The sequence below is a fragment of the Bacillus sp. 01N45 genome (genome assembly GCF_056399205.1).
Genome location: NZ_JBFTQW010000003.1, coordinates 256,038 through 276,077, shown reverse-complemented (window position 1 = coordinate 276,077; position 20,040 = coordinate 256,038). Strand labels below are relative to the sequence as shown.

At 35.3% G+C, this 20,040-nt stretch carries 28 protein-coding genes; 13 read left to right on the top strand and 15 right to left on the bottom strand.

All coding sequences use genetic code 11. The features are described from left to right. Positions 1-9: 9 nt before the first annotated feature. On the bottom strand, positions 10-192 hold the full coding sequence (locus AC1DMU_RS09205) for a DUF3913 family protein (RefSeq protein ID WP_000707107.1): 183 nt from the start codon (positions 190-192) through the stop codon (positions 10-12). 100 nt (positions 193-292) lie between these two features. Beyond that, positions 293-745 carry an Lrp/AsnC family transcriptional regulator gene (locus AC1DMU_RS09200; RefSeq protein WP_088062596.1) on the bottom strand — a complete coding sequence of 151 codons (453 nt, stop codon included), beginning with the start codon at positions 743-745 and terminating at the stop codon, positions 293-295. Positions 746-871: 126 nt separating this feature from the next. On the opposite strand from AC1DMU_RS09200, the gene AC1DMU_RS09195 reads away from it, so the two are divergent. The 3 genes from AC1DMU_RS09195 to AC1DMU_RS09185 all read left to right on the top strand — a co-directional run bounded on the left by AC1DMU_RS09195 (position 872) and on the right by AC1DMU_RS09185 (position 2,331). Continuing rightward, positions 872-1,300: a carboxymuconolactone decarboxylase family protein gene (locus tag AC1DMU_RS09195; RefSeq protein ID WP_088062598.1), complete on the top strand. Its 429-nt coding sequence runs from the start codon at positions 872-874 to the stop codon at positions 1,298-1,300. Next, complete coding sequence (locus AC1DMU_RS09190) at positions 1,293-1,847, top strand: cysteine hydrolase family protein (RefSeq protein WP_142291695.1); 555 nt, start codon at positions 1,293-1,295, stop codon at positions 1,845-1,847. Before AC1DMU_RS09195 ends, AC1DMU_RS09190 begins: the two co-directional genes overlap by 8 nt. Before the next feature lie 85 nt (positions 1,848-1,932). After that, complete coding sequence (locus AC1DMU_RS09185) at positions 1,933-2,331, top strand: SseB family protein (RefSeq protein ID WP_000435201.1); 399 nt, start codon at positions 1,933-1,935, stop codon at positions 2,329-2,331. A 27-nt stretch (positions 2,332-2,358) separates the two neighbouring features. On the opposite strand, the gene AC1DMU_RS09180 is transcribed toward AC1DMU_RS09185, so the two are convergent. Further along, complete coding sequence (locus AC1DMU_RS09180) at positions 2,359-3,279, bottom strand: S66 peptidase family protein (protein WP_088062602.1); 921 nt, start codon at positions 3,277-3,279, stop codon at positions 2,359-2,361. A 115-nt stretch (positions 3,280-3,394) separates the two neighbouring features. Here AC1DMU_RS09180 and AC1DMU_RS09175 point away from each other — a divergent pair, with 115 nt between their 5' ends. Next, positions 3,395-4,489: an NAD(P)H-dependent flavin oxidoreductase gene (locus tag AC1DMU_RS09175; RefSeq protein WP_088062604.1), complete on the top strand. Its 1,095-nt coding sequence runs from the start codon at positions 3,395-3,397 to the stop codon at positions 4,487-4,489. A 17-nt stretch (positions 4,490-4,506) separates the two neighbouring features. On the opposite strand, the gene dltD is transcribed toward AC1DMU_RS09175, so the two are convergent. The 5 genes from dltD to AC1DMU_RS09150 form a co-directional block, all read right to left on the bottom strand. Continuing rightward, complete coding sequence (dltD, locus tag AC1DMU_RS09170) at positions 4,507-5,682, bottom strand: D-alanyl-lipoteichoic acid biosynthesis protein DltD (protein ID WP_088062606.1); 1,176 nt, start codon at positions 5,680-5,682, stop codon at positions 4,507-4,509. Continuing rightward, a complete protein-coding gene (gene dltC, locus AC1DMU_RS09165; RefSeq protein ID WP_000807310.1) occupies positions 5,679-5,918 on the bottom strand; it encodes a D-alanine--poly(phosphoribitol) ligase subunit DltC in 240 nt (79 codons plus the stop codon). Before dltC ends, dltD begins: the two co-directional genes overlap by 4 nt. Positions 5,919-5,986: 68 nt before the next feature. After that, positions 5,987-7,153, bottom strand: a complete 1,167-nt coding sequence (gene dltB / locus AC1DMU_RS09160) for a D-alanyl-lipoteichoic acid biosynthesis protein DltB (RefSeq protein ID WP_088062608.1) — start codon at positions 7,151-7,153, stop codon at positions 5,987-5,989. Continuing rightward, a complete protein-coding gene (dltA, locus tag AC1DMU_RS09155; protein WP_000770525.1) occupies positions 7,150-8,664 on the bottom strand; it encodes a D-alanine--poly(phosphoribitol) ligase subunit DltA in 1,515 nt (504 codons plus the stop codon). The genes dltB and dltA overlap by 4 nt, the downstream gene beginning before the upstream one ends. A gap of 12 nt (positions 8,665-8,676) precedes the next feature. After that, the gene (locus AC1DMU_RS09150; protein WP_000440293.1) at positions 8,677-8,823 is read right to left on the bottom strand and encodes a teichoic acid D-Ala incorporation-associated protein DltX; all 147 of its coding nucleotides are present in this window, start codon (positions 8,821-8,823) and stop codon (positions 8,677-8,679) included. A gap of 328 nt (positions 8,824-9,151) precedes the next feature. On the opposite strand from AC1DMU_RS09150, the gene amaA reads away from it, so the two are divergent. The 5 genes from amaA to AC1DMU_RS09125 all read left to right on the top strand — a co-directional run bounded on the left by amaA (position 9,152) and on the right by AC1DMU_RS09125 (position 12,221). Beyond that, complete coding sequence (gene amaA, locus AC1DMU_RS09145) at positions 9,152-10,321, top strand: N-acyl-aliphatic-L-amino acid amidohydrolase (protein WP_088062610.1); 1,170 nt, start codon at positions 9,152-9,154, stop codon at positions 10,319-10,321. 226 nt (positions 10,322-10,547) lie between these two features. After that, positions 10,548-10,724 carry a hypothetical protein gene (locus AC1DMU_RS09140; protein ID WP_016088748.1) on the top strand — a complete coding sequence of 59 codons (177 nt, stop codon included), beginning with the start codon at positions 10,548-10,550 and terminating at the stop codon, positions 10,722-10,724. Beyond that, on the top strand, positions 10,717-11,163 hold the full coding sequence (locus tag AC1DMU_RS09135; RefSeq protein ID WP_000041145.1) for a flavodoxin: 447 nt from the start codon (positions 10,717-10,719) through the stop codon (positions 11,161-11,163). Before AC1DMU_RS09140 ends, AC1DMU_RS09135 begins: the two co-directional genes overlap by 8 nt. Before the next feature lie 24 nt (positions 11,164-11,187). After that, the gene (locus AC1DMU_RS09130) at positions 11,188-11,961 is read left to right on the top strand and encodes a hypothetical protein (protein WP_088062612.1); all 774 of its coding nucleotides are present in this window, start codon (positions 11,188-11,190) and stop codon (positions 11,959-11,961) included. 98 nt (positions 11,962-12,059) lie between these two features. After that, on the top strand, positions 12,060-12,221 hold the full coding sequence (locus AC1DMU_RS09125) for a hypothetical protein (protein WP_046958209.1): 162 nt from the start codon (positions 12,060-12,062) through the stop codon (positions 12,219-12,221). Here the strand turns inward: AC1DMU_RS09125 and AC1DMU_RS09120 are convergent. Continuing rightward, entirely contained in the window at positions 12,218-13,126 is a 909-nt protein-coding gene (locus AC1DMU_RS09120) for an aminoglycoside phosphotransferase family protein (RefSeq protein ID WP_088062615.1), read from the bottom strand. The two genes, AC1DMU_RS09125 and AC1DMU_RS09120, sit on opposite strands and share 4 nt — an antisense overlap. A gap of 83 nt (positions 13,127-13,209) precedes the next feature. On the opposite strand from AC1DMU_RS09120, the gene AC1DMU_RS09115 reads away from it, so the two are divergent. Further along, positions 13,210-13,728: a biotin transporter BioY gene (locus AC1DMU_RS09115; protein ID WP_088062617.1), complete on the top strand. Its 519-nt coding sequence runs from the start codon at positions 13,210-13,212 to the stop codon at positions 13,726-13,728. A gap of 63 nt (positions 13,729-13,791) precedes the next feature. Here AC1DMU_RS09115 and AC1DMU_RS09110 read toward each other — a convergent pair whose 3' ends face one another. The 3 genes from AC1DMU_RS09110 to AC1DMU_RS09100 all read right to left on the bottom strand — a co-directional run bounded on the left by AC1DMU_RS09110 (position 13,792) and on the right by AC1DMU_RS09100 (position 15,570). Next, a complete protein-coding gene (locus AC1DMU_RS09110; RefSeq protein ID WP_000743739.1) occupies positions 13,792-13,941 on the bottom strand; it encodes a hypothetical protein in 150 nt (49 codons plus the stop codon). Between the two features lie 20 nt (positions 13,942-13,961). Then, positions 13,962-14,135: a hypothetical protein gene (locus AC1DMU_RS09105; protein ID WP_000343559.1), complete on the bottom strand. Its 174-nt coding sequence runs from the start codon at positions 14,133-14,135 to the stop codon at positions 13,962-13,964. A 70-nt stretch (positions 14,136-14,205) separates the two neighbouring features. Then, the gene (locus AC1DMU_RS09100; protein WP_088062618.1) at positions 14,206-15,570 is read right to left on the bottom strand and encodes an MATE family efflux transporter; all 1,365 of its coding nucleotides are present in this window, start codon (positions 15,568-15,570) and stop codon (positions 14,206-14,208) included. 181 nt (positions 15,571-15,751) lie between these two features. Between AC1DMU_RS09100 and uppP the strand changes: the two genes are divergently transcribed. Continuing rightward, positions 15,752-16,543, top strand: a complete 792-nt coding sequence (uppP, locus tag AC1DMU_RS09095; RefSeq protein ID WP_060489503.1) for a bacitracin resistance undecaprenyl-diphosphatase — start codon at positions 15,752-15,754, stop codon at positions 16,541-16,543. Positions 16,544-16,572: 29 nt separating this feature from the next. Here uppP and AC1DMU_RS09090 read toward each other — a convergent pair whose 3' ends face one another. Together AC1DMU_RS09090 and AC1DMU_RS09085 are read right to left on the bottom strand one after the other, a co-directional pair. Continuing rightward, positions 16,573-17,160, bottom strand: a complete 588-nt coding sequence (locus tag AC1DMU_RS09090) for a thioredoxin family protein (RefSeq protein WP_097890357.1) — start codon at positions 17,158-17,160, stop codon at positions 16,573-16,575. A gap of 33 nt (positions 17,161-17,193) precedes the next feature. Further along, positions 17,194-17,625 (bottom strand): YrvL family regulatory protein, encoded by a 432-nt coding sequence (locus tag AC1DMU_RS09085; protein WP_087984835.1) that lies wholly within the window; start codon positions 17,623-17,625, stop codon positions 17,194-17,196. 162 nt (positions 17,626-17,787) lie between these two features. Here AC1DMU_RS09085 and AC1DMU_RS09080 point away from each other — a divergent pair, with 162 nt between their 5' ends. Both AC1DMU_RS09080 and AC1DMU_RS09075 read left to right on the top strand, forming a co-directional pair. Further along, positions 17,788-18,207 carry a MarR family winged helix-turn-helix transcriptional regulator gene (locus AC1DMU_RS09080; protein ID WP_137035313.1) on the top strand — a complete coding sequence of 140 codons (420 nt, stop codon included), beginning with the start codon at positions 17,788-17,790 and terminating at the stop codon, positions 18,205-18,207. 136 nt (positions 18,208-18,343) lie between these two features. After that, entirely contained in the window at positions 18,344-18,499 is a 156-nt protein-coding gene (locus AC1DMU_RS09075) for a hypothetical protein (RefSeq protein ID WP_000184933.1), read from the top strand. Positions 18,500-18,521: 22 nt separating this feature from the next. Here AC1DMU_RS09075 and AC1DMU_RS09070 read toward each other — a convergent pair whose 3' ends face one another. Then, entirely contained in the window at positions 18,522-19,757 is a 1,236-nt protein-coding gene (locus tag AC1DMU_RS09070; protein WP_000814822.1) for a dicarboxylate/amino acid:cation symporter, read from the bottom strand. Positions 19,758-20,040 lie beyond the last annotated feature (283 nt).

The window sequence follows — 20,040 nt, the reverse complement described above, 5'->3', positions numbered from 1 at the left end:
AGCTACTTTTTAATTTGTAATAATTTCTACACGAAAATTATTACCGTTCTTTACATATTTAATATCTGTAACAGTGCGGACTGTTTTTAAAATCTCCACTTTTTCACCAATTCGAGGGATAGTCGGAACATTATCCCAAATGCCAAGTAAATCATCTAATTGTGCCGTTTTTTCATAAAACCAGATTTTCAATGTAAAGCCCCTTTCTCGAACTTTATGTATTTTAATACATAATATATTATTTTTATTCTTATTGTAAGGGGTTTTTTTGTATTTTATGAATAAAAATAAATTAAGCTTCTGGGAAGATATGTTCAATATCAGGAGTAAGAGATACTTCTGATAATACGATATGAGAAACTGTCGTTGCATATGAAGAAACATCATTGATAAAATCTTCAAGTTCAACGAGTGAAGGAACAGAAATTTTTACAATGTAGCATAAGCTTCCTGTTACTCGGTAACAAAAACTTGCAGATGGATAAGACTGAATAAATTGTTGCATACGTGTTGTATCACCATTTTTTAAAGTGATTTCTAGAATACAATCTAAAACGAGTCCTGCCTTTTTATAATCAATATCGATTGTGTATTTTTGAATAACACCTTCGCTTTCGAGCTTACGAACACGTTCTGAAGTAGACGGAGCAGATAAGTTTACTCGTTTAGCCAATTCACGCATCGAAAGGCGACTATCATTATATAATTCATTTAAAATTTTTCGATCAACACGGTCTAATTGCATTTGTAAATATACCTCCAATAAAATAATGATTTTTGTAAAGGAAAAATATAAATTAAGATTCATATGAAATGTAAAGTGAACGTTATTTATTTTACAATAAAACAGAAGGAAATAGGAGGGGAAATGATGGAGAGAATTTCATTATCAAATGTAGGAGATACAAAGTTTCAAAAGTTATTAGGGCATAATTCGGATATATTACATTCGTGGAGTACGTTAGAAGATACACTGTACAATAAAGGAATTCTTTCAGCAGAGTTGAAGGAGCAAGTGAGAAGAACATTAGCGTATGGGAATGAATGTCCGTACTGTATGGCAAAGGGAAGACCTGATGATGTGCAAAAGGCAGAGGAGATTGGTGTAGCTGTTACTTTTGCGCATACATTTGTTCATGACCGAAAAGCAATAGATGATACTATGTTTCACGTATTAAAACAATATTGGACAGAAAAAGAAATTGTAGAGCTTTGCGCCTATGTTTGCTTTATTACTGCGTCACAACAACTTGGTTTTCTGTTTCAATTACAGCCGAATGAAGGAGAAAATGATGACTAATCAAATAGCACTTATTATAATTGATGTACAAAAGGCGTTTCAGTTACCATACTGGGGCGAGAGAAATAATCTTTTTGCTGAAGAAAACATGAGAATGTTATTAGCAGAATGGAGAAAAGGGAAACGACCAGTTTTTCATATTCAACATGTAAATAAAGAAAATGCTCAATCGATGTTTTATGAAGGAGCGGAAACGGTGAACTTTAAAGAAGAGCTGAAGCCATTACCAGGTGAAGTGATTATTCAGAAATCTGTTAACAGCGCGTTCATTGGGACAAATTTAGAAGAGCAATTAAGAGAGAACAAATGTAATGCAGTAGTGGTTGTAGGATTAACGACAAATCATTGTGTGGAGACTACGACACGAATGGCAGGAAATTTAGGATTTACAACGTATTTAGTGAGTGATGCAACGGCTACTTTTAACCGTAAAGGTCTAGATGGTAAAGAGTATAATGCAGAGGATATTCACAATATGACACTTGTAAATTTACATGAAGAGTTTGCTACGATTGTAACGACAAAAGAAGTGTTAAAATTATTTTAAGAAAATAATTGCGAATTATGTAGAAAAAAATAAGAATATTTCGTATAATCTAAGTACAATCATTTTGAAATAGGGGTGGCATCATATGGAGCAAATTCCGGTAAAGAGAATAGAAGAAGTACTTGTTGTAGCAGGGGACGATAAACAGAAGCAAAAGGAATTTTATGAATTGCTCTTATCTACTGAGTTTTATGTTGCTGGTTCACTAGAAGCAGAGGACGGGGCAACAGAAGGAATACTTCGTTTGCGTCATTTCCAAGGAGAGGGTAGATGGATCGTTCCGTTCTTTACACAAATGGAATTTGTAAAAGACGTGTTGCCAGAAGGAACGCCCCTTATTACGATACGTGGAAAAGAATTATTTGGTAGCATTGAGAAAGATGCTACAGCAGTATTAAATGTTGGCACTGATATAAGTAAAACATTTATTCCAGAAGAAGTTGCAGATATCGCATCTGGACGAATTTTTAATTATTATAAATAAAAGGAAAAGCGGAATCGCTTTTCCTTTTTAATTTGAATACGGATTGGCTACGCCAGAAGAAATAGAGATTGTTTTATTATTTGTATTTATTGTCGCTGTAGCTCCAAGAGGAATCCCGATGTTTGGGCTTATATGTCCAATCGGTAAACCGAATAGGACAGGTATATGATATGGTGCGAAAAATTCATATAGTATTGTTTGCAATGATTGAGATGGTTTAGAAGGAGTGCAGTCGTGACAACTTGTAAAAATAACACCGCTACATTCATTAAACTTTCCAGATATAAGTAGCTGATTTAACATACGGTCAATGCGATACGGTTCTTCCCCGATGTCTTCAAGCAACAAAAGTTTATTAGCCGTAATTATCTCATAGGGTGAGCCAATTATACTCGTTAATACAGTTAAATTTCCTCCCGCCAATGTGCCTGTAACTGTACATGGAGAGGTAGGTACGATACATTCTGAAGCAGATAAGATGGTTGAATACGGATGGAATAGTTGATTGAAAGAAGATAAAGAAAGAGAATCTACACCTTTACCTAATTCTTCAACCATTGGACCATGAAAAGTAACAAGCTTTGCATAACGTGAAAAGGCCGTATGTAAAGCTGTAATATCGCTATATCCCCAAAAGATTTTTGGATTCTGCTGAATGATTTCATATTGAATGTGAGGGAGGAGACGAGCACTTCCGTAACCACCTCGTGCACAGAAAATGGCCTTTACTTCATTATTTGTAAATGCTTCATGTATATCATCGAGCCGAACTTGATCACTTCCAGCTAAATATCCATATTTCTTATAAACACTCTTCCCAATTACTACAGATAAACCCATTTCTTGTAATAGGGTTACCCCTTTTAATACATTTTCAATTGTTGGTGGGCCGGACGGTGCAATAATCATTACTGTATCACCTTGTTGTAACGCATTTGGATATATCATTGTTTTCAGCCTCCTTCACTTTCAATATATTCGCTTCATAGGAAGTTCAACCCTTGTAAAAGAAGGGGAAAGTTTGTCAAATAAAGAAGATATAAGGGGAATAGGAGGAGAAATGATGTTTACAAGTCGAGTTATAGATACATTACAAATTAAGTATCCCATCATTCAAGCAGGTATGGCAGGTGCAATTACGACGCCTGAGCTTGTTGCAGCTGTAAGTAATAGCGGAGGACTAGGAACGCTTGGAGCAGGCTATATGAGCCCTGAGCAAATTCGTGAAGCAATTTATAAAATAAGGGAACGAACTGATAAGCCTTTCGGTGTTAATTTACTGTTAACGAAAGAGATACAGATAGAAGAAGAGAAAGTAAACTTGGCAAAGGTATTACTTAGCGGAGTGAATAGAGAATTCGGTATAGAGGAAGAAGAGACGATAAAGCTTCCAAAAAGCTATAAAGAACAATTACAAGTGTTAGTAGAAGAAAACGTACCAGTCGTTAGCTTTGCATTTCAAACGTTAGAAAAAGAAGAAATAGATGACTTAAAAAGAAGAGGAATAAAAGTCATCGGAACAGCTACTCATGTGAGAGAGGCGAGGGTGCTTGCTGAATTAGGAGTAGACATTATTGTCGGTCAAGGTAGCGAGGCAGGAGGGCATAGAGGAACGTTTATTGGGAAAGAACAGGACGCTATGATTGGGACGTTTGCATTAATTCCACAGTTAGTAGCAGCAGTCCCGCATATCCCAATTGTTGCAGCAGGTGGTGTAATGAACGGACAAGGGCTTGTTGCGGCATTTACACTGGGGGCAGAAGCTGTTCAAATGGGATCAGCCTTTTTAACGAGTAAAGAAAGTATTACGCATGATGTGTATAAAGAAGCAGTGTTACATAGTACAGATACGAGTACAACTGTGACCCGTGCGTTTTCCGGGAAATATGCGCGGGGTATTCGTAATGAATTTATAGAGAGACATGAAGGGAAAGAAGAAGGGCTTCCGATGTATCCAGTGCAAAATGTATTAACCTCTAAAATACGCCAAGAAGCAGCAAAACAAAATAAAGGAGAATATATGTCACTTTGGGCAGGACAAGCGTCATCATTAGCGCGAATAGAATCAGCTCAGCATGTAGTGGAGCGAGTGATGAAAGAAGCAGATAACGTAATCGAACAATTGCAAAGTGTATATAGAAAAAGACCACTTGAATAATTCAAGCGGTCTTTTCTTTAGTTTGCTTTATAAAATTGTTGGATGGCTTCATCGATATAAACCCAGCCTTTCCAACCTAAGTGCATGTGATCTTTTAAGAAGTATTTATCATACTCATGATTTGAGAAGTCGGCAATTGGATAGCCAGCTTTCTCAATTTGCTCATGAACTTTCTTATAGTACAATTCTCGGCGTTCTTTCGGGAAGCCCGCGTAATCGTACCAAGGACCTTTTACAGGAACAGAAATGAAGAGTGGTTTTGCACCAGATTGTTTTAATAAATCAAGTACAATTTGTAAATCTTCATATTCTGGCGATTGATCATAAGCATCATTTTTTAAGTAGCCTTCACGTTGCTTTAATTTCTTCTTGATTTTGCTGTTGAAGTAATCATCTTCGATACCATATTCGTTAGAACCTGATTCTACTGCACCAGTTTGATCTGCATGTTTACGAGCTTCTTCCCAATTCATTTGTTTTAATGAAGGGTCAAGTTTTTCTTTATGCGGTTTAATATCAAACATTGCTGTAAATAAATCTTTACGATCTAAAATGTTACGATAAATATAAGCGAAAGGTTTAGCAGCAAGTGCTTTTACTTTATGCTTTGTATCATCATAAACGATACCTTCAAGCGAAATTTTTAGTAAAGTTTCTTTCTTGACGATCTCAAAGTTTAATAAACGTTTTGCAATTTGCTTTTTCATTTCAGGCTGTAAGTCATCATTGAAAAGCAAGTGATAGCCTTGTTGTTTTGAAAAGTTAGGTGCAAAGTGTGTTTCATCAATACCTTGTGGTACAAACCATTGAGGAGAAAGAACGAATACCATTTTCTTACCCTTCAATTGATCCATTGTAGATGCAAAGTTTAACACATGTACAAGGTCTTGTGTTCCTCCGCGTCCAAGTAGGAATGGTGTGAACCCTTCAGGCTTTACTTTGAAATAATTTGATGGATGGAAAGCATCCATACGTGCGAATTCCGATGAACCGTACATCGGAAGGTATTTCGGGTCTGCTAACATCTTTTGCTGTAATATCATACTTTGAATCTTTTCTTCTTTTAAAGAAGTGGCAGCTTGTTCTACTTTTTCATCACTTAAAAGTGGAAGTAGAAAGCGCGTTGGAATAAGTAAGAATACAGCAAAAAGGGCCAATGCTAAAAGCATCGGACCAAATTTTGCTTTGTTCATCGGATTTCTTCCAACTTCTTGATAACCATGTTTGGTGTAGCCCACTCGTCACGGTCAAAATCAGAAATAGAAACTTCAATATCTAAACGCTCTTGGAATTCAACTAATAAAGATACTACAGCGAAAGAATCAAGAATACCTTCTTCAAATAATTGAACATCTAAGTTTTCTTTCACAATATCGTTCTCACATACTTCTTCTAAAATATCTAATACTTGCTCTTTAAATTCTGCCATTTTTAAAATCTCCTTTATATCCGAAATATATTATATGTGCAACTTCTTACTAGTATAAGAAGGGTGCATTAAAAGTATCTGTTAAGGTGTCCAGAGAAAATTAGGAAACCGAAACATACAACGTGGAACGTAATTACAATCGCAAGGACGTGTGTAAATTTATTGTTTGGCCAAAACTTATGCTTCTTGTTTTTTCGCTCGAAAATATCGAATAAAATAAACAGTGCGGCATGATATAGACCATAAATAACATACTGCGCAACAGCGCTTCCTTGGATGTGCCAAATTCCCATAATGAAGAAGTTTAAAAATGCACCGATATACGAAATTGTGTAACGGTTTTTAATTAACTTTTTCTTCGTTGCAAAAAAGACGAAACGCATGTAAATAAAATCACGGAACCAGAATGATAAACTCATGTGCCAGCGGTTCCAGAAGTCTTTAATATTACGACTAAGGAATGGCTTATTAAAGTTTTCTGGCGTTTTAATTCCCATCATGTAACTGATACCAATTACGAACGCACTATAACCTGCAAAGTCAAAGAATAATTGCATGCTAGTAGCGTACATAAAAATCGTATTAGATAAAAGTGTATCTTGATTGGCGAATACTGCCTTTACAAGATATGTTGTTATTAAGTGCGCGATTATAAATTTATACAGAAAACCTTGGAAAATACGGTTAAGCCCTGTATATAGTAACTTTTGATATTCTTCAGCGCTAGGTGGCTTTTGAATATCTTTTTGGAATCTACGGTAACGATCAATAGGTCCACTTGAAATCGCAGGGAAGAATAAAACAAACTCCCAGAAATTAAAGAAGGAAAGTTCTTTAATTAAATTATCACGAACTTCAAAGACCATTTGTACAGCTCTAAATGTTACGTAAGACATACCCGCGAAAACAATAAAATGTAATTCAGGTACAAATGGTGCGATTTTTGCCAAAATAAGTGGCAAAATCGATAAAATAACAGCTATACAAAACATGAATGTACTATTATTTTGTTTTCTTAAAATTAAATAGCCTTTAATAAGGGCATATTGCCAAATAATAAATGCGGCTAACATAATCGCTTGCTTCGGTTTATCCGAGAAGATAATAACGAGCATTACTAATGTTAAAACGGCATTATATTTACGCAACATTTTACCTTTTAGTCCAGCTATGATAGTAGGTATTAATAAAATGCCCACTATAGCGAAAAAATAAAATGATCCATATGCGGTCATGCTGTAACCTCACTCAATAATTTTTTGCGATCTACCTTTCCATTTGGTGTCATTGGAATAGAAGATTGATACATGAATTTACGTGGAATCATGTAGTTTGGTAATCGCTCATTGAGTTCTTTTTTAATTGCAGATGTTAATTTGAATTCTTTTTCAAATGAATGTTCGCCAGGAACAACAACCGCTAATAAATAATCGTATTTCTCACCTTTTTTAATTGGAACGATAACTGCTCCTTCTACGTAAGAACACGCACGAAGGTGATGCTCAATTTCTTCTAATTCCATTCGATAACCATGCAGCTTAATTTGGAAATCAAGACGACCATTATAGAATAGAAGACCATTTTCAACATAGCCAGCATCGCCTGTTTTATAGGCGCGCTCACCGTCAATCATAGTAAATGCTTTTTCTGTTAATTCAGGGCTTCCTAAATATCCAACACTTACGCTTGGACCGACAATTACGATTTCACCTTTTTCACCATCAGGTGCAATGGTGCCATCTTCTTTCATAATAAGAAGGCGGCAATCTGATTTACAGTAGCCAACTGGAAGTGATTTGTATTGATCAAGCACTTCTTCTGTAACGTGAATACCTGTTACAGCGACAGTAGCTTCTGTTGGACCGTACGTATTCATAATTGTCGCTTTCGGGAAACGCTCAATTAATTTTCTAGCTACTTCATTTGGTAACACTTCACCGCAGAATAAGAATGTTTTCATGTTCGGTAGCATACTCTCAGAGAAAGATGCTTCCATTAAACACATCTCTGCGAAAGATGGTGTTGAAGTCCATACTTGTATATCCGATTGCTCTAAAGAAGCAAACAAGTCTTTTGGACGTGCAATCATATCTTTATCGATTGCCCAAAGTGTACCACCTGTTACTAATGATGGGTAAATATCCATGACAGATAAATCGAATGAGAAAGGTGCTTGGTTTAAGAATACTTGTCCTGTTTGTAAGTTGAAATCTTCTACAGCCCATTTTGTAAAGCTTACAAGGCAGTTATAAGTAATCTGAACCCCTTTCGGATTACCTGTGCTTCCTGATGTGTAAATAATGTAGAAGTTCTCATCACCTTTTACCGCATGTTCAGGATTTGGAGTGTTCCCTTTATGAGTAAAGAAAATATCTTTTAAGTTGTCTTCACTTACAATGCGAACTGGTAAATCAGTTACAGTTACTTCAGTTCCTGATAAAAGTAGTTTCGCACCAGAATTTTCAGCGATACGTTGTACACGATCAGCTGGGATAGATAAATCTACAGGAATATAAGCGTGTCCAGCTTTTACACATCCTAAAAAGTTAATAATCATTTCAGGTTGCATATGGCCATACACCATAATTGGTGAACGATCATCTGGATACTCAGAAGAAATCCAATGTGCTAACGCATCAGAATCTTCCTTTAATTGTTTGTACGTAATTTTCGCATCTCGCCAAACAAAAGCAGTTTGATCAGGCGTTTCAATAGCCCACTTTTCAATTTGTTCTAATAACTTCATAACGTTCCCACCCTAAAATTCGTTGTAAATAAATGTACTTGTGTTTGTATCATGGAATCCATACAACCAAAGCAATGCAAATAAAATTGCAAGGTAATAAACCGTCTTTGCAACCCATTGTGTGAGTGGTCGAGACCATATCTCTTTTAATCTTTCCATGTCTTTCCCTCTCTTAATGAAATGATAGCTCTTTGTAGGTATCATGTCCTACATTATTGTGAAAAAAACAAAATTCCACATTTTAGGTAAAAATAAGTCAAAAGGCTCTTTTCTGATATTAGCACTAAATACTAAAAAAGAAAATCCCTAACTTAGCAATTATATTACATTCAGCATGAATTTGTAATGGGTTTGACATGTAAATAGGAAGTGGATTGTGTGAATGTATAAAAGTGGTCTGGGAGAATGTATAGAAATGTAATATTTGTTTGAGTTTTTCATAGTTAATATATGAATTGTTAAAGTTTCATAAGAGGAGGAATTTCTGATGAAGAGGATGTGGAAGGATCTTATTTCAGAAGAAAACATTATTAAGTGGAGACAGCATTTTCATAAATATCCGGAATTATCATTTCATGAAAAAGAAACTTCACAATTTATATATGATACATTATGTTCATTTTCTTCTTTTGAAGTAACGAGACCGACGAAGTATAGTGTACTAGCAATTAAAAGAGGGACGGGACAAGGGAAAGTAGTTGCGATTCGAGCTGATATAGATGCTTTACCAATTCAAGAAGAGCCAAGGAAATCTTATACGTCTGTGAATAAAGGAATGATGCATGCATGTGGGCATGATGCTCACGCAGCTATTTTGTTAAGTACAGCAGAGGTGCTATCAAATATAAAGGAAGATTTCGTAGGTGAGATTCGTCTCTTCTTTCAGCACGCAGAAGAGGTGTATCCTGGCGGGGGACAAGAAATGGTTGAGGCAGGCGTGATGGATGGTGTTGATTATGTAATAGGTTTACATGTTATGTCTGGATTGGAGAGCGGGAAAATCGGAATTGCGTATGGACCGATGATGGCGGCACCGGACGTATTTACAGTTGAAATTCAAGGGAAAGGAGGGCATGCGGCGAGGCCAGAAGAAACGATAGATCCTATTGCTATCGGAGCGCAGATTATTACAAATTTACAACATATCGTATCAAGAAATACAAGTGCTTTCATGCAAAGAGTTGTTTCAGTTACGCAGTTTCATGGGGGAATGGCTGATAATATTATTCCTAATGCAGCAACTTTAATGGGAACTGTGCGTTCTTTTAATCAAGCGTTAAGAATAGAAGCAGAAGAGAAAATTGAGCAAATCGTGAAAGGAATTACAAAAGCGCATGGAGGGAAGTATACATATACGTATCGATATGGATATGATCCGGTTATTAATGATGAATATATTACGAAAGTAGTAGAAGAAAGTGCACTACATTTGTTTGGGAATGAGCGTGTTGTGAAGCTTGAACCTTCTATGGGAGGAGAAGATTTTTCAGCATATTTAAGAAAAGCACCGGGTTGCTTCATTAAATTGGGGACGGGGAATGAAAAGATAGATACTTGTTATCCACATCATCATCCAAAATTTGATGTAGATGAAGCAGCTTTAATTTATGGAGTGGAATTATTTCTAGAGACAGCGATAAGATTACTAAAATCGTAAAAAAGTATAAAAAAAGGCAACTGCGCTCTATCGCAGTTGCTTTTATTTCTTTCCGTCAGAGAGGGCTGAGAAAGAACTATGCTCATTTATAGTATATGAATAGCTAACGGACAAGCTTGTACATTTTAATCATTTTTTTAAAAATAGTTGTTGACATTGATAATCACTGTCAATTAATCTAAGGGTAGTTGAAATTGATAATTATTATCAATAGGATGGATGCGACATGTTAATGAGAAAAAAATTTCACCTTCTACGGAGGGGATTAAAAGATAAAAATAAAGATGTTGATCAGCATATGGAATGGCAACGAAATGTAATTCGATCTGAATATGTAGATGAGAAGAGTACACTTCCAACAGAAAAAGAGATACAAGGTAAAAGGAGAGATTCAGTTGAGTAAGTTAGTAATGATATTTGCAAGTATGAGTGGAAATACAGAGGAAATGGCTGATCATATTGCGGGTGCAATTCGTGAAACAGAAAATGAAATTGAAGTGATCGATATTATGGATTCACCAGAGGCTTCTATACTAGAACAGTATGATGGAATTATTTTAGGTGCTTACACTTGGGGAGATGGTGACCTTCCTGATGATTTCTTAGATTTTTATGACGCAATGGATTCTATTGATTTAAATGGGAAAAAAGCAGCAGTATTCGGATCATGTGATTCGGCTTATCCGAAATACGGCGTGGCGGTTGACATTTTAATAGAAAAGCTACAAGAGCGCGGAGCTGCAGTTGTGTTAGAAGGACTAAAAGTAGAATTAACGCCAGAAGATGAAGATGTAGAAAAATGTTTACAGTTTGGAGCTGAATTTGTAAAACACCTTTCTTAATGGCAGAAGGGAGATGGAGAGCAAGTGCATGAGAAAATCGCAATCAAAACGATGACAGATTATCATTTGTATGATTTTATGCGTTGCCCGCATAAATTTTATTTTCGTCATATAAAAAGAAGAGAACCTTCTTCGTTTGAATGGCAACAAATCGCACAAATGATTGTGAATCGAATTATTAACGAATATTACACACTACCTGCGGGCCAACAAACGAAAATTGTACTTTTAATATTAATAGAAAAGTATTGGAAAAAAGTAAGGGTTAATATGTTTGCTTCGAAGGCGGAGTATTATATTGTGTTAGCGAAGCTAACAGATCACTTATTACAGTTTGTTGAAAGAGATGATAGTCAGACACCGCCGTTATTTTTGTATGAAAAATTTCAAACATATATGGAAGAGTTAGGTGTCCACATGTCATTGACATTAGAAGTTGGTGAGTGGAGTACTGAGTCGTTTGTAATTAAAAAGTATGTTGTCGATGCGGATGAGGAAATGCTTGCTCTTTGTCAAAAGTTAATGACAGTATTCAGTTATAAAGCTTTCGGCATTCTTCCAGGAAAAATTGAAGTTATTAATTTAATAGAAGGAACTAAGTATGAGTACATTCCGAAACAGGAAGATATTATAACTGGCATGGCTGATTTATCTAGAATGAAAGAAATGTTGCAACAACCTGAGCATTATACAGAGCGTCATTTTCGTTCTGAGTGTATGAGTTGTGCGTTTCGTAGTGAATGCCAAAGGGAAGAAGTAAAGAAAGAAGCGAAGCAGAAGAAAAATATCGTACATTAAAGGATGCAATTTTGCATCCTTTTTTGTTATTGACATGAAAAGCTTTTCATCATTTACCGTATATTTGTAGCAGATTTTAATAAAGGGAGGAATAATCAATGAAAGATGAAACGAAAGTATTTCAATGGTTAAAAGAACAGAATGCTCCTTTTGGAATTCAACTGCAAATTTTACAAGCGTTTCAACTGTATCAAATTATTGTTGAAATGGATAAAAAGTTAATGATGTATGAAGAGAGAGAATATCGGGAGAGAATTTAATCTCGGCCCTGTAGTATTACTTTCAGTTTTTCTGTACCTGCTAGGAATTCAAGTTCATTCTTTGTTTCAAAGTTATAAATCATATTATGTAATAAAGGACTGTATTGATAAAAGGTCGTGATGCGGTGAATGAGTAATGGATCATGGTGTGAAATAAGCGTACTGTATTGTTCATATACTGATGTAGTAAATTCATGTCCGAAATCATAATATAGCCCAGCAAAATCAAAGGCGGGATCTCCAATTTGAGCATCACCAAAATCGATAATACCTGAAATGGTTTTATTTTGGTGATCAAATAAAATGTGATGATGTGTAAAGTCAGCGTGAATAATTGTTTTTTGAAAAGTGGATGTATCGATACATATAAAGAAATTTTCGAATAAACAATTTAACGCTGATTTCTGGTATGAAGCAAGACTGTTAGTAAGATATTGAGTTAATTTTGTTTGTAGCTCTTTCCAGTAGGTGAGTGTTTTTTCTATAGGGAATTCTAATGCCTTCACACGCTTTAAAGGAATACTATGTAGAGCCGCAAGGAAAGTCGCTAATTGTGTAATAATTACTTCAAGTTCTTTTTTCTCTAGCTTGGTAACTATCTCTTTTTTAAACGGTTCACCATGAATGAGAGTATAGTAACTACAGAGGGGAATAGTATCAGTATCCTTTTTATAGAATAGGTGATACTTTGGAACCTCGATTTCTTGTAGCAAATGAGAGAGAATTATGCACAGTTCTTTTTCTAAAGGAATTCGCATTGCATATTCTTGTTTTCGCGGGAAACGAAACAGTAGCTCATCATTTACTATAACTGCTACATTATCCCATCCTTCTTCATTTTGTTTATATGAATGTATAGAAAGATTAGGCAAAGCTTCTTTTATATACTGTTTGTAAGAGTCCATAATTGTTCCTCGTTTCTGAATTAAGTTATTCCACTTTATGATATCAGAATTTTCTTTCTATATGTTAAAATACAACTATCATTATGAAGAAGGGCGGGAGTATTACGAAGAAAAGACTATTCATCATTTCTCTATGTATCGCTTTTGGATTGTTTTGGTCATATAAAGAAGAGGTTTTTGCTAGCTTTAAACCGATTAATCAGTACGGATTAAATAATGAATTAAAGAACAAAAGTATAGAAACTTTAACTCATAATGAAATGAAAAAGGTAGGAAAACATTTTGTGACAGAGCAATTATCAGTGTTTGAGCTTAATAATAAAGAAGATGTGAAACGAAAAGGTGAAGTACTATTTGTAAATAGAGGGTATGAACAATTAATAGGAAATTATTATCCAAATCGGTTTCGGGATTTAGAGTATAAATTTACAAACGAGGACATACGTGAAGTGACGGATGAAAGTTTTCGTTATCAAACTGTAGCGTACGTTGCGGGTGCTGAAAATGGTAAGAGAAGCGAAATGAAATTGAATTATGAAATAAAAATTGTAAAGGTTAATAATATATTTAAGGTGTTAGAACAAAAACAGTATGTACAATAAAGTGAAACATGAATTAGTGCTACAAATAGCGGATAAAAAAATCCCCCAGTTCTTTGAGGGATTCTAAAGGTTTTCATTTTGTTGACCAAGTTCTTTTTGAGCAATATATAAATTTCCTTGCTCGACTTGTTTCTGTGTAAGAACAGAATCACCTGCATACCCTTTTTCTGTTTTCACAGTTCTTTTTGAACGATTGGAATCTTGTTTCTTCATATATAATATGTCACCTTTCCTTAAAAATAAACGAAAATGATGAGTACGAGTAACACCGCAGCAAAAATGGTAATGCCCATTAAAAACGAGGTGTTTTTATATTTAGGTGGCTTATGTACATCTTGCCGATATCCAGGTGAAATTTCAGGGGCGAATTCTTCATCGAATGATTGCTTTTTTTCTTTTTCGTCCATATGTATCCACCTTTCTTTTTCATTATGTTATACGTTCAAAGAAAAAATATGCATAAAGAAAACCGCCCCTCTATCGTGAGCGGCGGTTTTCTGTTGTATATTTTCTTTGAACTTGAAAGAGACGGACAAGAAGGAAGATAGCGCCAAATGCTAGACCGATAATAAGACCGATCCAATATCCTTTTGCTGCCCAGTCAGTATAAGTTGCTAATATGTAACCGAGAGGGAGACCTATTACCCAGTAAGCGATTAATGTCATAATTAAGGAAACATTTACGTCTTTATAACCACGTAGTGCCCCTTGTACAGGAGTTGCAATTGCATCTGAAATTTGAAATAAAATCGCAAATATAAGAAATTCTTTTGCTAAATGATGAACTTGTATATCTGTCGTATAAATTGAAGCAATTGCATCATCAAAGAAGTAGAGAAGAATTGAATATAATAGGGCGAATGCAAGTGCTAAGCCAATCCCGATAAATCCATATTGTTTTGCGTTATTGTATCGCTTTGCTCCAACTTCAAATCCAACAGCGATGGTCATTGCCATTGCTAAACTTAAAGGAGTCATATATAACAAGGAAGCGAAGTTCATAGCTGCTTGATGAGCAGCGATTGTTGTCGTACTAAAATTACTCATCATAAGTGTCACCGCAGCGAAAATACTCGTTTCAAAAAAGATAGCAAATCCGATAGGGACGCCAAGTTTTAAGAATTCAGTCCAACTTGAAAGAGAAGGACGATATAATTGTTTAAATATATTGAAAGATGCGAAAGGCTCTTTCGTACGAATAATAATAACGGTAATGATTAAAATGCACCAATAGGTTGCTGCAGAAGCAATTGCCGCTCCAACACCACCGAGTTTTGGAAAACCGAAATGACCAAAAATTAATACATAATTTAATACTACGTTAATTGGTAATGATAGTAATGTAATGATCATCGTTGTGCGAGTTTTTCCTAATGCATCAATAAAGCCGCGTAAAACAGTGTAAGTAAATAAAGGGATAATTCCAATTGCAATAATACTTAAAAATTGTGCCGCAATACGTTCCACGGGTTCTTCCAGGCGCATGCCGTTTAAAATAGGTGAAACAGTGAAGAAACCGATAAGGATGACCACGAAACTAGCACAAATTGCTAAATATACTGCTTGTATGACAACTTGGGGAACATCCTCTTTTTTCTTTGATCCAACTAGCTGCGCAACAATTGGAGTAGTAGCCATTAAAATTCCTGTTAATCCGGTACTAACGGGAAGCCATATACTTGTTCCGATAGCAACACCCGCTAAATCAATAGGACTTGCGTGCCCGGACATTGTCGTATCGAAAAAACTCATTGCAAATAATGACATTTGCGTTACGAAAATCGGGAAAAATAGTAATACAAATTGCTTTAATTTTTGTGAGAATGAATTAGTTTCTTTCATAAAATCCCCTTTCCGCTAAAAAAACAAACTCATACTATCATACAATTTAATCAAAAAATAGAAAAGAAATACGCGCATACAACATGTACAATCAATAAAAAAAGGATGCACTTTAAAAGGGGATAAGGTATTATGATAAGGTGTGAAAAATTACATATTTGTTATTAAGGAGGCACTACTCGTGGCTGATTGGTTAATTGGAATAATCATGGGTGCTGTTGAAGGTTTAACAGAGTTTTTACCAGTTTCATCAACAGGACATATGATTTTAACAGGTCATTTACTTGGATTTGACGACGAGAGAGCGAAAGTTTTCGAAGTTGTTATTCAATTGGGATCGATTTTAGCAGTTGTTGTTATATTTTGGAAGCGTCTATGGTCTTTAGTAGGTATTGGGAAAGTAACAGATGGACCATCGTTAAATTTATTACATATTATTATCGGGATGATTCCTGCCGGCGTACTTGGCGTATTGTTCCATAGTGCGATTAAAGAAGTTTTATTTGGGCCAGGCCCAGTTGTCATCAGTTTAGTGGCTGGTGGTATTTTAATGATTGTTGCTGAGAAGTTTTCGAAACCAAGTACAGCAAGAACATTAGATGAAATCACATATAAGCAAGCATTTACAATTGGGATGTTCCAATGTTTAGCGCTTTGGCCAGGATTTTCTCGTTCTGGTTCTACAATAAGTGGTGGTTTATTAGCTCGCGTGTCACATACAGCGGCGGCTGAATATACATTTATTTTAGCAGTACCAATGATGGTAGCTGCAAGTGGTTTAGATTTAATTAAAAGCTGGGATATATTAAGTGCGGCTGATATCCCGTTATTTGCAACAGGATTTATTACAGCATTCGTTGTTGCGATGCTTGCAATTGTTTCATTCTTAAAATTATTAGGTCGTGTAAAACTAACACCGTTCGCTTACTATCGTTTCATTTTAGCTGCGGTATTCTATTTCTTCATTATGTAATAAAAAAACTGCCGAGTTCGGCAGTTTTTTTATTTTACTACTTTTTCCATCATGCTTTCCATTACATGTTCCCAAAGAGAAGTATCATCAGCTAATGTAGCACGGAAATTAGCGTACATTTCTTTTTGTTTCTCTTCGAATGTTGGATCTTCTTTTTCAGGCAATGTAGCGCGCATTGAAGTTACTAACTCTTGTACTTTTGGAGCGCGTGGTCCCCAAGCGGCTTGTTCATTTCCATCTTTATCAATGAAAATAAAAATTGGAATGGCACGTGCTGTTCCATTTGTTAAATATTGATCCATTAATTCTAAGTTTTCATCGCGAATTAATAATCTCATATCAATATTTGCAACTTCAGAAATTCGTTTCATAACAGGTACGCATAAAAGAGCGTCACCACACCAATCAGCTGTTAATACGATAACACGCCAGCCATCATTTTGGCGTTCTTCTAATACAGGAAGTAATTCATTTGGAATTGAAAAGTTATTGTAAATGTGCAGTAGCTCATATTGATTTACTTTCATTTCATTCACATATGTATCAAAGGACATACCTTTATCAGCCCATTGTTGTAAGTTCATAAGTAACACCTCTTTAGTATGATTTGTTTTCATTGTACCAATTTTTATATAGAAAAGCTTGCATTCTTACTCTTTCTTGTCACTTAATAATTGATTTAATAGGAAAAGGAATAGTACGACACATAATTCAGTAAGATTGGACAGTTGTACGCTCTCTATCCAATCATCGGCAGTATGAATGACGAACCAATCTAGCGTAATTTCAATGATTGCAAAAAGAGTAATAGCCAGCCAATTTGGCATGTTTTTTGTCATTGGATATAGCAACGCCTTGAGGAAACCGAAGATAAAGAATGTAATACCGTCTAAGAAAGTGATTAATAGAAAAAATAGAAGTAAAGCAGTGCGTGATCTATACTCTATACCTGTAATATGAAAGATTCCTACATAAACAAAGAATATAAATGCAAAAATTATAATGAGAAACAGAATAACAAAACCAATAATCAAAGTCTTATCTTTTAGATTGAGATTAGAAAATTTTTCTTCTTCACTCACTATTCCATCCCCTTTTTCTGGAAAATCAACTTTATTGTATCATGAAATATCTATTAAAAAACTACGAATTGTGGGAAAATAAGGTGACAAAAAGTAAGATTTCATGTAAAATTATTAATAAGGTTTTTATTTAACTAAATGAAATAAAAGGGGCTGTCAAAGTTGTCTCAAAATCGAGAGCAATTAATGGAAGAACTATCGACAAATGTTTTTGCTATGTTCCGCACGTTGCGTAATGATATTGGAAAGATATTTGGTGGTTACATACCGTGGAATGAGTTCATCGTCCTTAGAATATTGAATCGTACGAATAAAGAAATGGTATCACGTGTAGCCAATGAGTTAAATGTGTCGAATAGTCATATTACAGCTGTTACAGAAAAATTAATTAATAAAGGTTTTGTAACTCGTTCACGTTCTACGTCAGATCGCAGAGTTGTATATTTGGAGATTACAGAACAAGGAAAAGATTTAGTTGCAAAAATGGAAGGGGAGAAAAAGAAATATTTACAAGAAAGATTCTCCACGCTTTCAGAAGAAGAAATGAATATAATGATATCAATTTCTAAAAAACTTATTTAATTCATCACAGGTAAGAAAACGCTTACGTAATAAAGGAGAAGACCTTCCTTATGAGAGGAAGGTCTTCTTTCGTATGTAAAAGATTATAAAAAAGAAAATATGTAACATACTACTAGTAAAGGAAGGGGGCAGACATATGACAAATCGAAATGGTAGTAAAGGGAGCGGAAATCAAGGCTCACCAAAATCAGGACAATTTCAGCAAGAGTTTAGTACTGAATTTGAGACTGGTAATGATAATAAAGGAAAAGAATATCGTTCGAAAAAAGGAAGTAAATCAAAAAAGGAGTGAAATAATTCACTCCTTTTTTGATTTAAGATGCTGCGGATTGATCCGTATTATATTTTTCTTCTGATTTTGCGACGATCATTGCGCAAATTGCATCACCGGAAATATTTACAGCTGTTCTTGACATATCTAAAATGCGATCAATACCGATAATTAAGGCAATACCTTCTACCGGTAGATTTACTTGATTTAAAACCATCGTAAGCATTACAAGTCCAACACCTGGTACACCAGCAGTACCGATACTAGCTAGTACAGCAGTTAATACGACGACAGCTAATTGGGACATAGTAAGCTCAACTCCGTATACTTGAGCGATAAACACAGTTGCTACACCTTGCATAATGGCAGTACCATCCATATTAATTGTTGCACCTAGTGGTTGTACAAAAGAACTTATCGCTTTTGGAACGCCAAGTTTTTCTTGTGCTGTTTTCATTGCAAACGGAAGAGATGCATTAGAGCTAGATGTACTAAACCCAATTGCCATTACCGGTCCGAAATGTTTAAAGAAACGGACAATACTTTCTTTTGCTAATACCTTTAATAATCCGCCATAGACGAAGACGCCGTGAATAATAAGTACTAGCATAACGACAATCATATACTTGAACATCGCAGCGACGCCTGCAAGACCCATTTTACCAACGGATGAAGCGAGCAATCCAAATGTTCCGATTGGAGCTAATTTCATAACGAGATTAACAAGATACATCATTAATTCGTTGCCCTGTTCAAGTAATGAATGGATACCTTGAACCCGTTTTCCTAAAATAGCTATACCGAGTCCGATTAATACGGCAAAGGCAATAATTTGTAACATGTTTCCATCAGCCATCGCTTTTGCTGGGTTATCTGGTACGATATTTAGCAATGTATCGACGAAAGATGTTTCGGTTTTTGCCCCTTCATATTTAAGCCCTTCGGTTTTAAAGTTACCGCCAGATCCTGGTTGTATAATCAGTGCAAATGTAACTGCAATAGAGATGGCAACGGCTGTAGTTACAAGAAAGAATGAAATTGATTTTAAGCCGATTCTTCCAAGTTGTTTCGGGTCTCCAAGCCCAGCAGATCCAAGCACGATAGAAATGAATACAACAGGAACAACTAGCATTTTAATGAGGCGAATAAATAATTGACCAAGTGGATTGAACACATATTGATTTAATGGTTCAAAAATGGATGGTGCAGCTAAATTTAAAGTGAGTCCGACGACTAAACCGAGAAATAATGCGATTAAGATTGCTTTTGTTTGTTTCAATAAAACCCCCCCTTTATTTTTGTGAAATTACTTTCTACATTAATTGTACAGAAAAACCGCCTATTTTGACAGTATTTTCTGAATATTTTGTATGAAAATATGTATTTAAATATAGATTGCTTTTGCTAAAGTAAGCAAAAAAGTTGGGGAATCTAGTTAGAACACAAAGTAGACCATCACATAGGATGGTCTAGGGAAGGGGACAATTTATGTCGATTTAATTAGGGATGGAAGCCATTCAAAGACACTGGGGAATGTCTTATAAATTAGGGAGGAACAGCTT

What these genes read in the sequence shown, in the direction of transcription:
- AC1DMU_RS09200 (WP_088062596.1), bottom strand. Translation starts at nt 745, where the DNA reads ATGCAATTAGACCGTGTTGATCGAAAAATTTTAAATGAATTATATAAT.
- AC1DMU_RS09195 (WP_088062598.1), top strand. Translation starts at nt 872, where the DNA reads ATGGAGAGAATTTCATTATCAAATGTAGGAGATACAAAGTTTCAAAAG.
- AC1DMU_RS09190 (WP_142291695.1), top strand. Translation starts at nt 1,293, where the DNA reads ATGACTAATCAAATAGCACTTATTATAATTGATGTACAAAAGGCGTTT.
- AC1DMU_RS09185 (WP_000435201.1), top strand. Translation starts at nt 1,933, where the DNA reads ATGGAGCAAATTCCGGTAAAGAGAATAGAAGAAGTACTTGTTGTAGCA.
- AC1DMU_RS09180 (WP_088062602.1), bottom strand. Translation starts at nt 3,279, where the DNA reads ATGATATATCCAAATGCGTTACAACAAGGTGATACAGTAATGATTATT.
- AC1DMU_RS09175 (WP_088062604.1), top strand. Translation starts at nt 3,395, where the DNA reads ATGTTTACAAGTCGAGTTATAGATACATTACAAATTAAGTATCCCATC.
- dltD (WP_088062606.1), bottom strand. Translation starts at nt 5,682, where the DNA reads ATGAACAAAGCAAAATTTGGTCCGATGCTTTTAGCATTGGCCCTTTTT.
- dltC (WP_000807310.1), bottom strand. Translation starts at nt 5,918, where the DNA reads ATGGCAGAATTTAAAGAGCAAGTATTAGATATTTTAGAAGAAGTATGT.
- dltB (WP_088062608.1), bottom strand. Translation starts at nt 7,153, where the DNA reads ATGACCGCATATGGATCATTTTATTTTTTCGCTATAGTGGGCATTTTA.
- dltA (WP_000770525.1), bottom strand. Translation starts at nt 8,664, where the DNA reads ATGAAGTTATTAGAACAAATTGAAAAGTGGGCTATTGAAACGCCTGAT.
- AC1DMU_RS09150 (WP_000440293.1), bottom strand. Translation starts at nt 8,823, where the DNA reads ATGGAAAGATTAAAAGAGATATGGTCTCGACCACTCACACAATGGGTT.
- amaA (WP_088062610.1), top strand. Translation starts at nt 9,152, where the DNA reads ATGAAGAGGATGTGGAAGGATCTTATTTCAGAAGAAAACATTATTAAG.
- AC1DMU_RS09140 (WP_016088748.1), top strand. Translation starts at nt 10,548, where the DNA reads ATGTTAATGAGAAAAAAATTTCACCTTCTACGGAGGGGATTAAAAGAT.
- AC1DMU_RS09125 (WP_046958209.1), top strand. Translation starts at nt 12,060, where the DNA reads ATGAAAGATGAAACGAAAGTATTTCAATGGTTAAAAGAACAGAATGCT.
- AC1DMU_RS09120 (WP_088062615.1), bottom strand. Translation starts at nt 13,126, where the DNA reads ATGGACTCTTACAAACAGTATATAAAAGAAGCTTTGCCTAATCTTTCT.
- AC1DMU_RS09115 (WP_088062617.1), top strand. Translation starts at nt 13,210, where the DNA reads ATGAAGAAGGGCGGGAGTATTACGAAGAAAAGACTATTCATCATTTCT.
- AC1DMU_RS09110 (WP_000743739.1), bottom strand. Translation starts at nt 13,941, where the DNA reads ATGAAGAAACAAGATTCCAATCGTTCAAAAAGAACTGTGAAAACAGAA.
- AC1DMU_RS09105 (WP_000343559.1), bottom strand. Translation starts at nt 14,135, where the DNA reads ATGGACGAAAAAGAAAAAAAGCAATCATTCGATGAAGAATTCGCCCCT.
- AC1DMU_RS09100 (WP_088062618.1), bottom strand. Translation starts at nt 15,570, where the DNA reads ATGAAAGAAACTAATTCATTCTCACAAAAATTAAAGCAATTTGTATTA.
- AC1DMU_RS09090 (WP_097890357.1), bottom strand. Translation starts at nt 17,160, where the DNA reads ATGAAAACAAATCATACTAAAGAGGTGTTACTTATGAACTTACAACAA.
- AC1DMU_RS09075 (WP_000184933.1), top strand. Translation starts at nt 18,344, where the DNA reads ATGACAAATCGAAATGGTAGTAAAGGGAGCGGAAATCAAGGCTCACCA.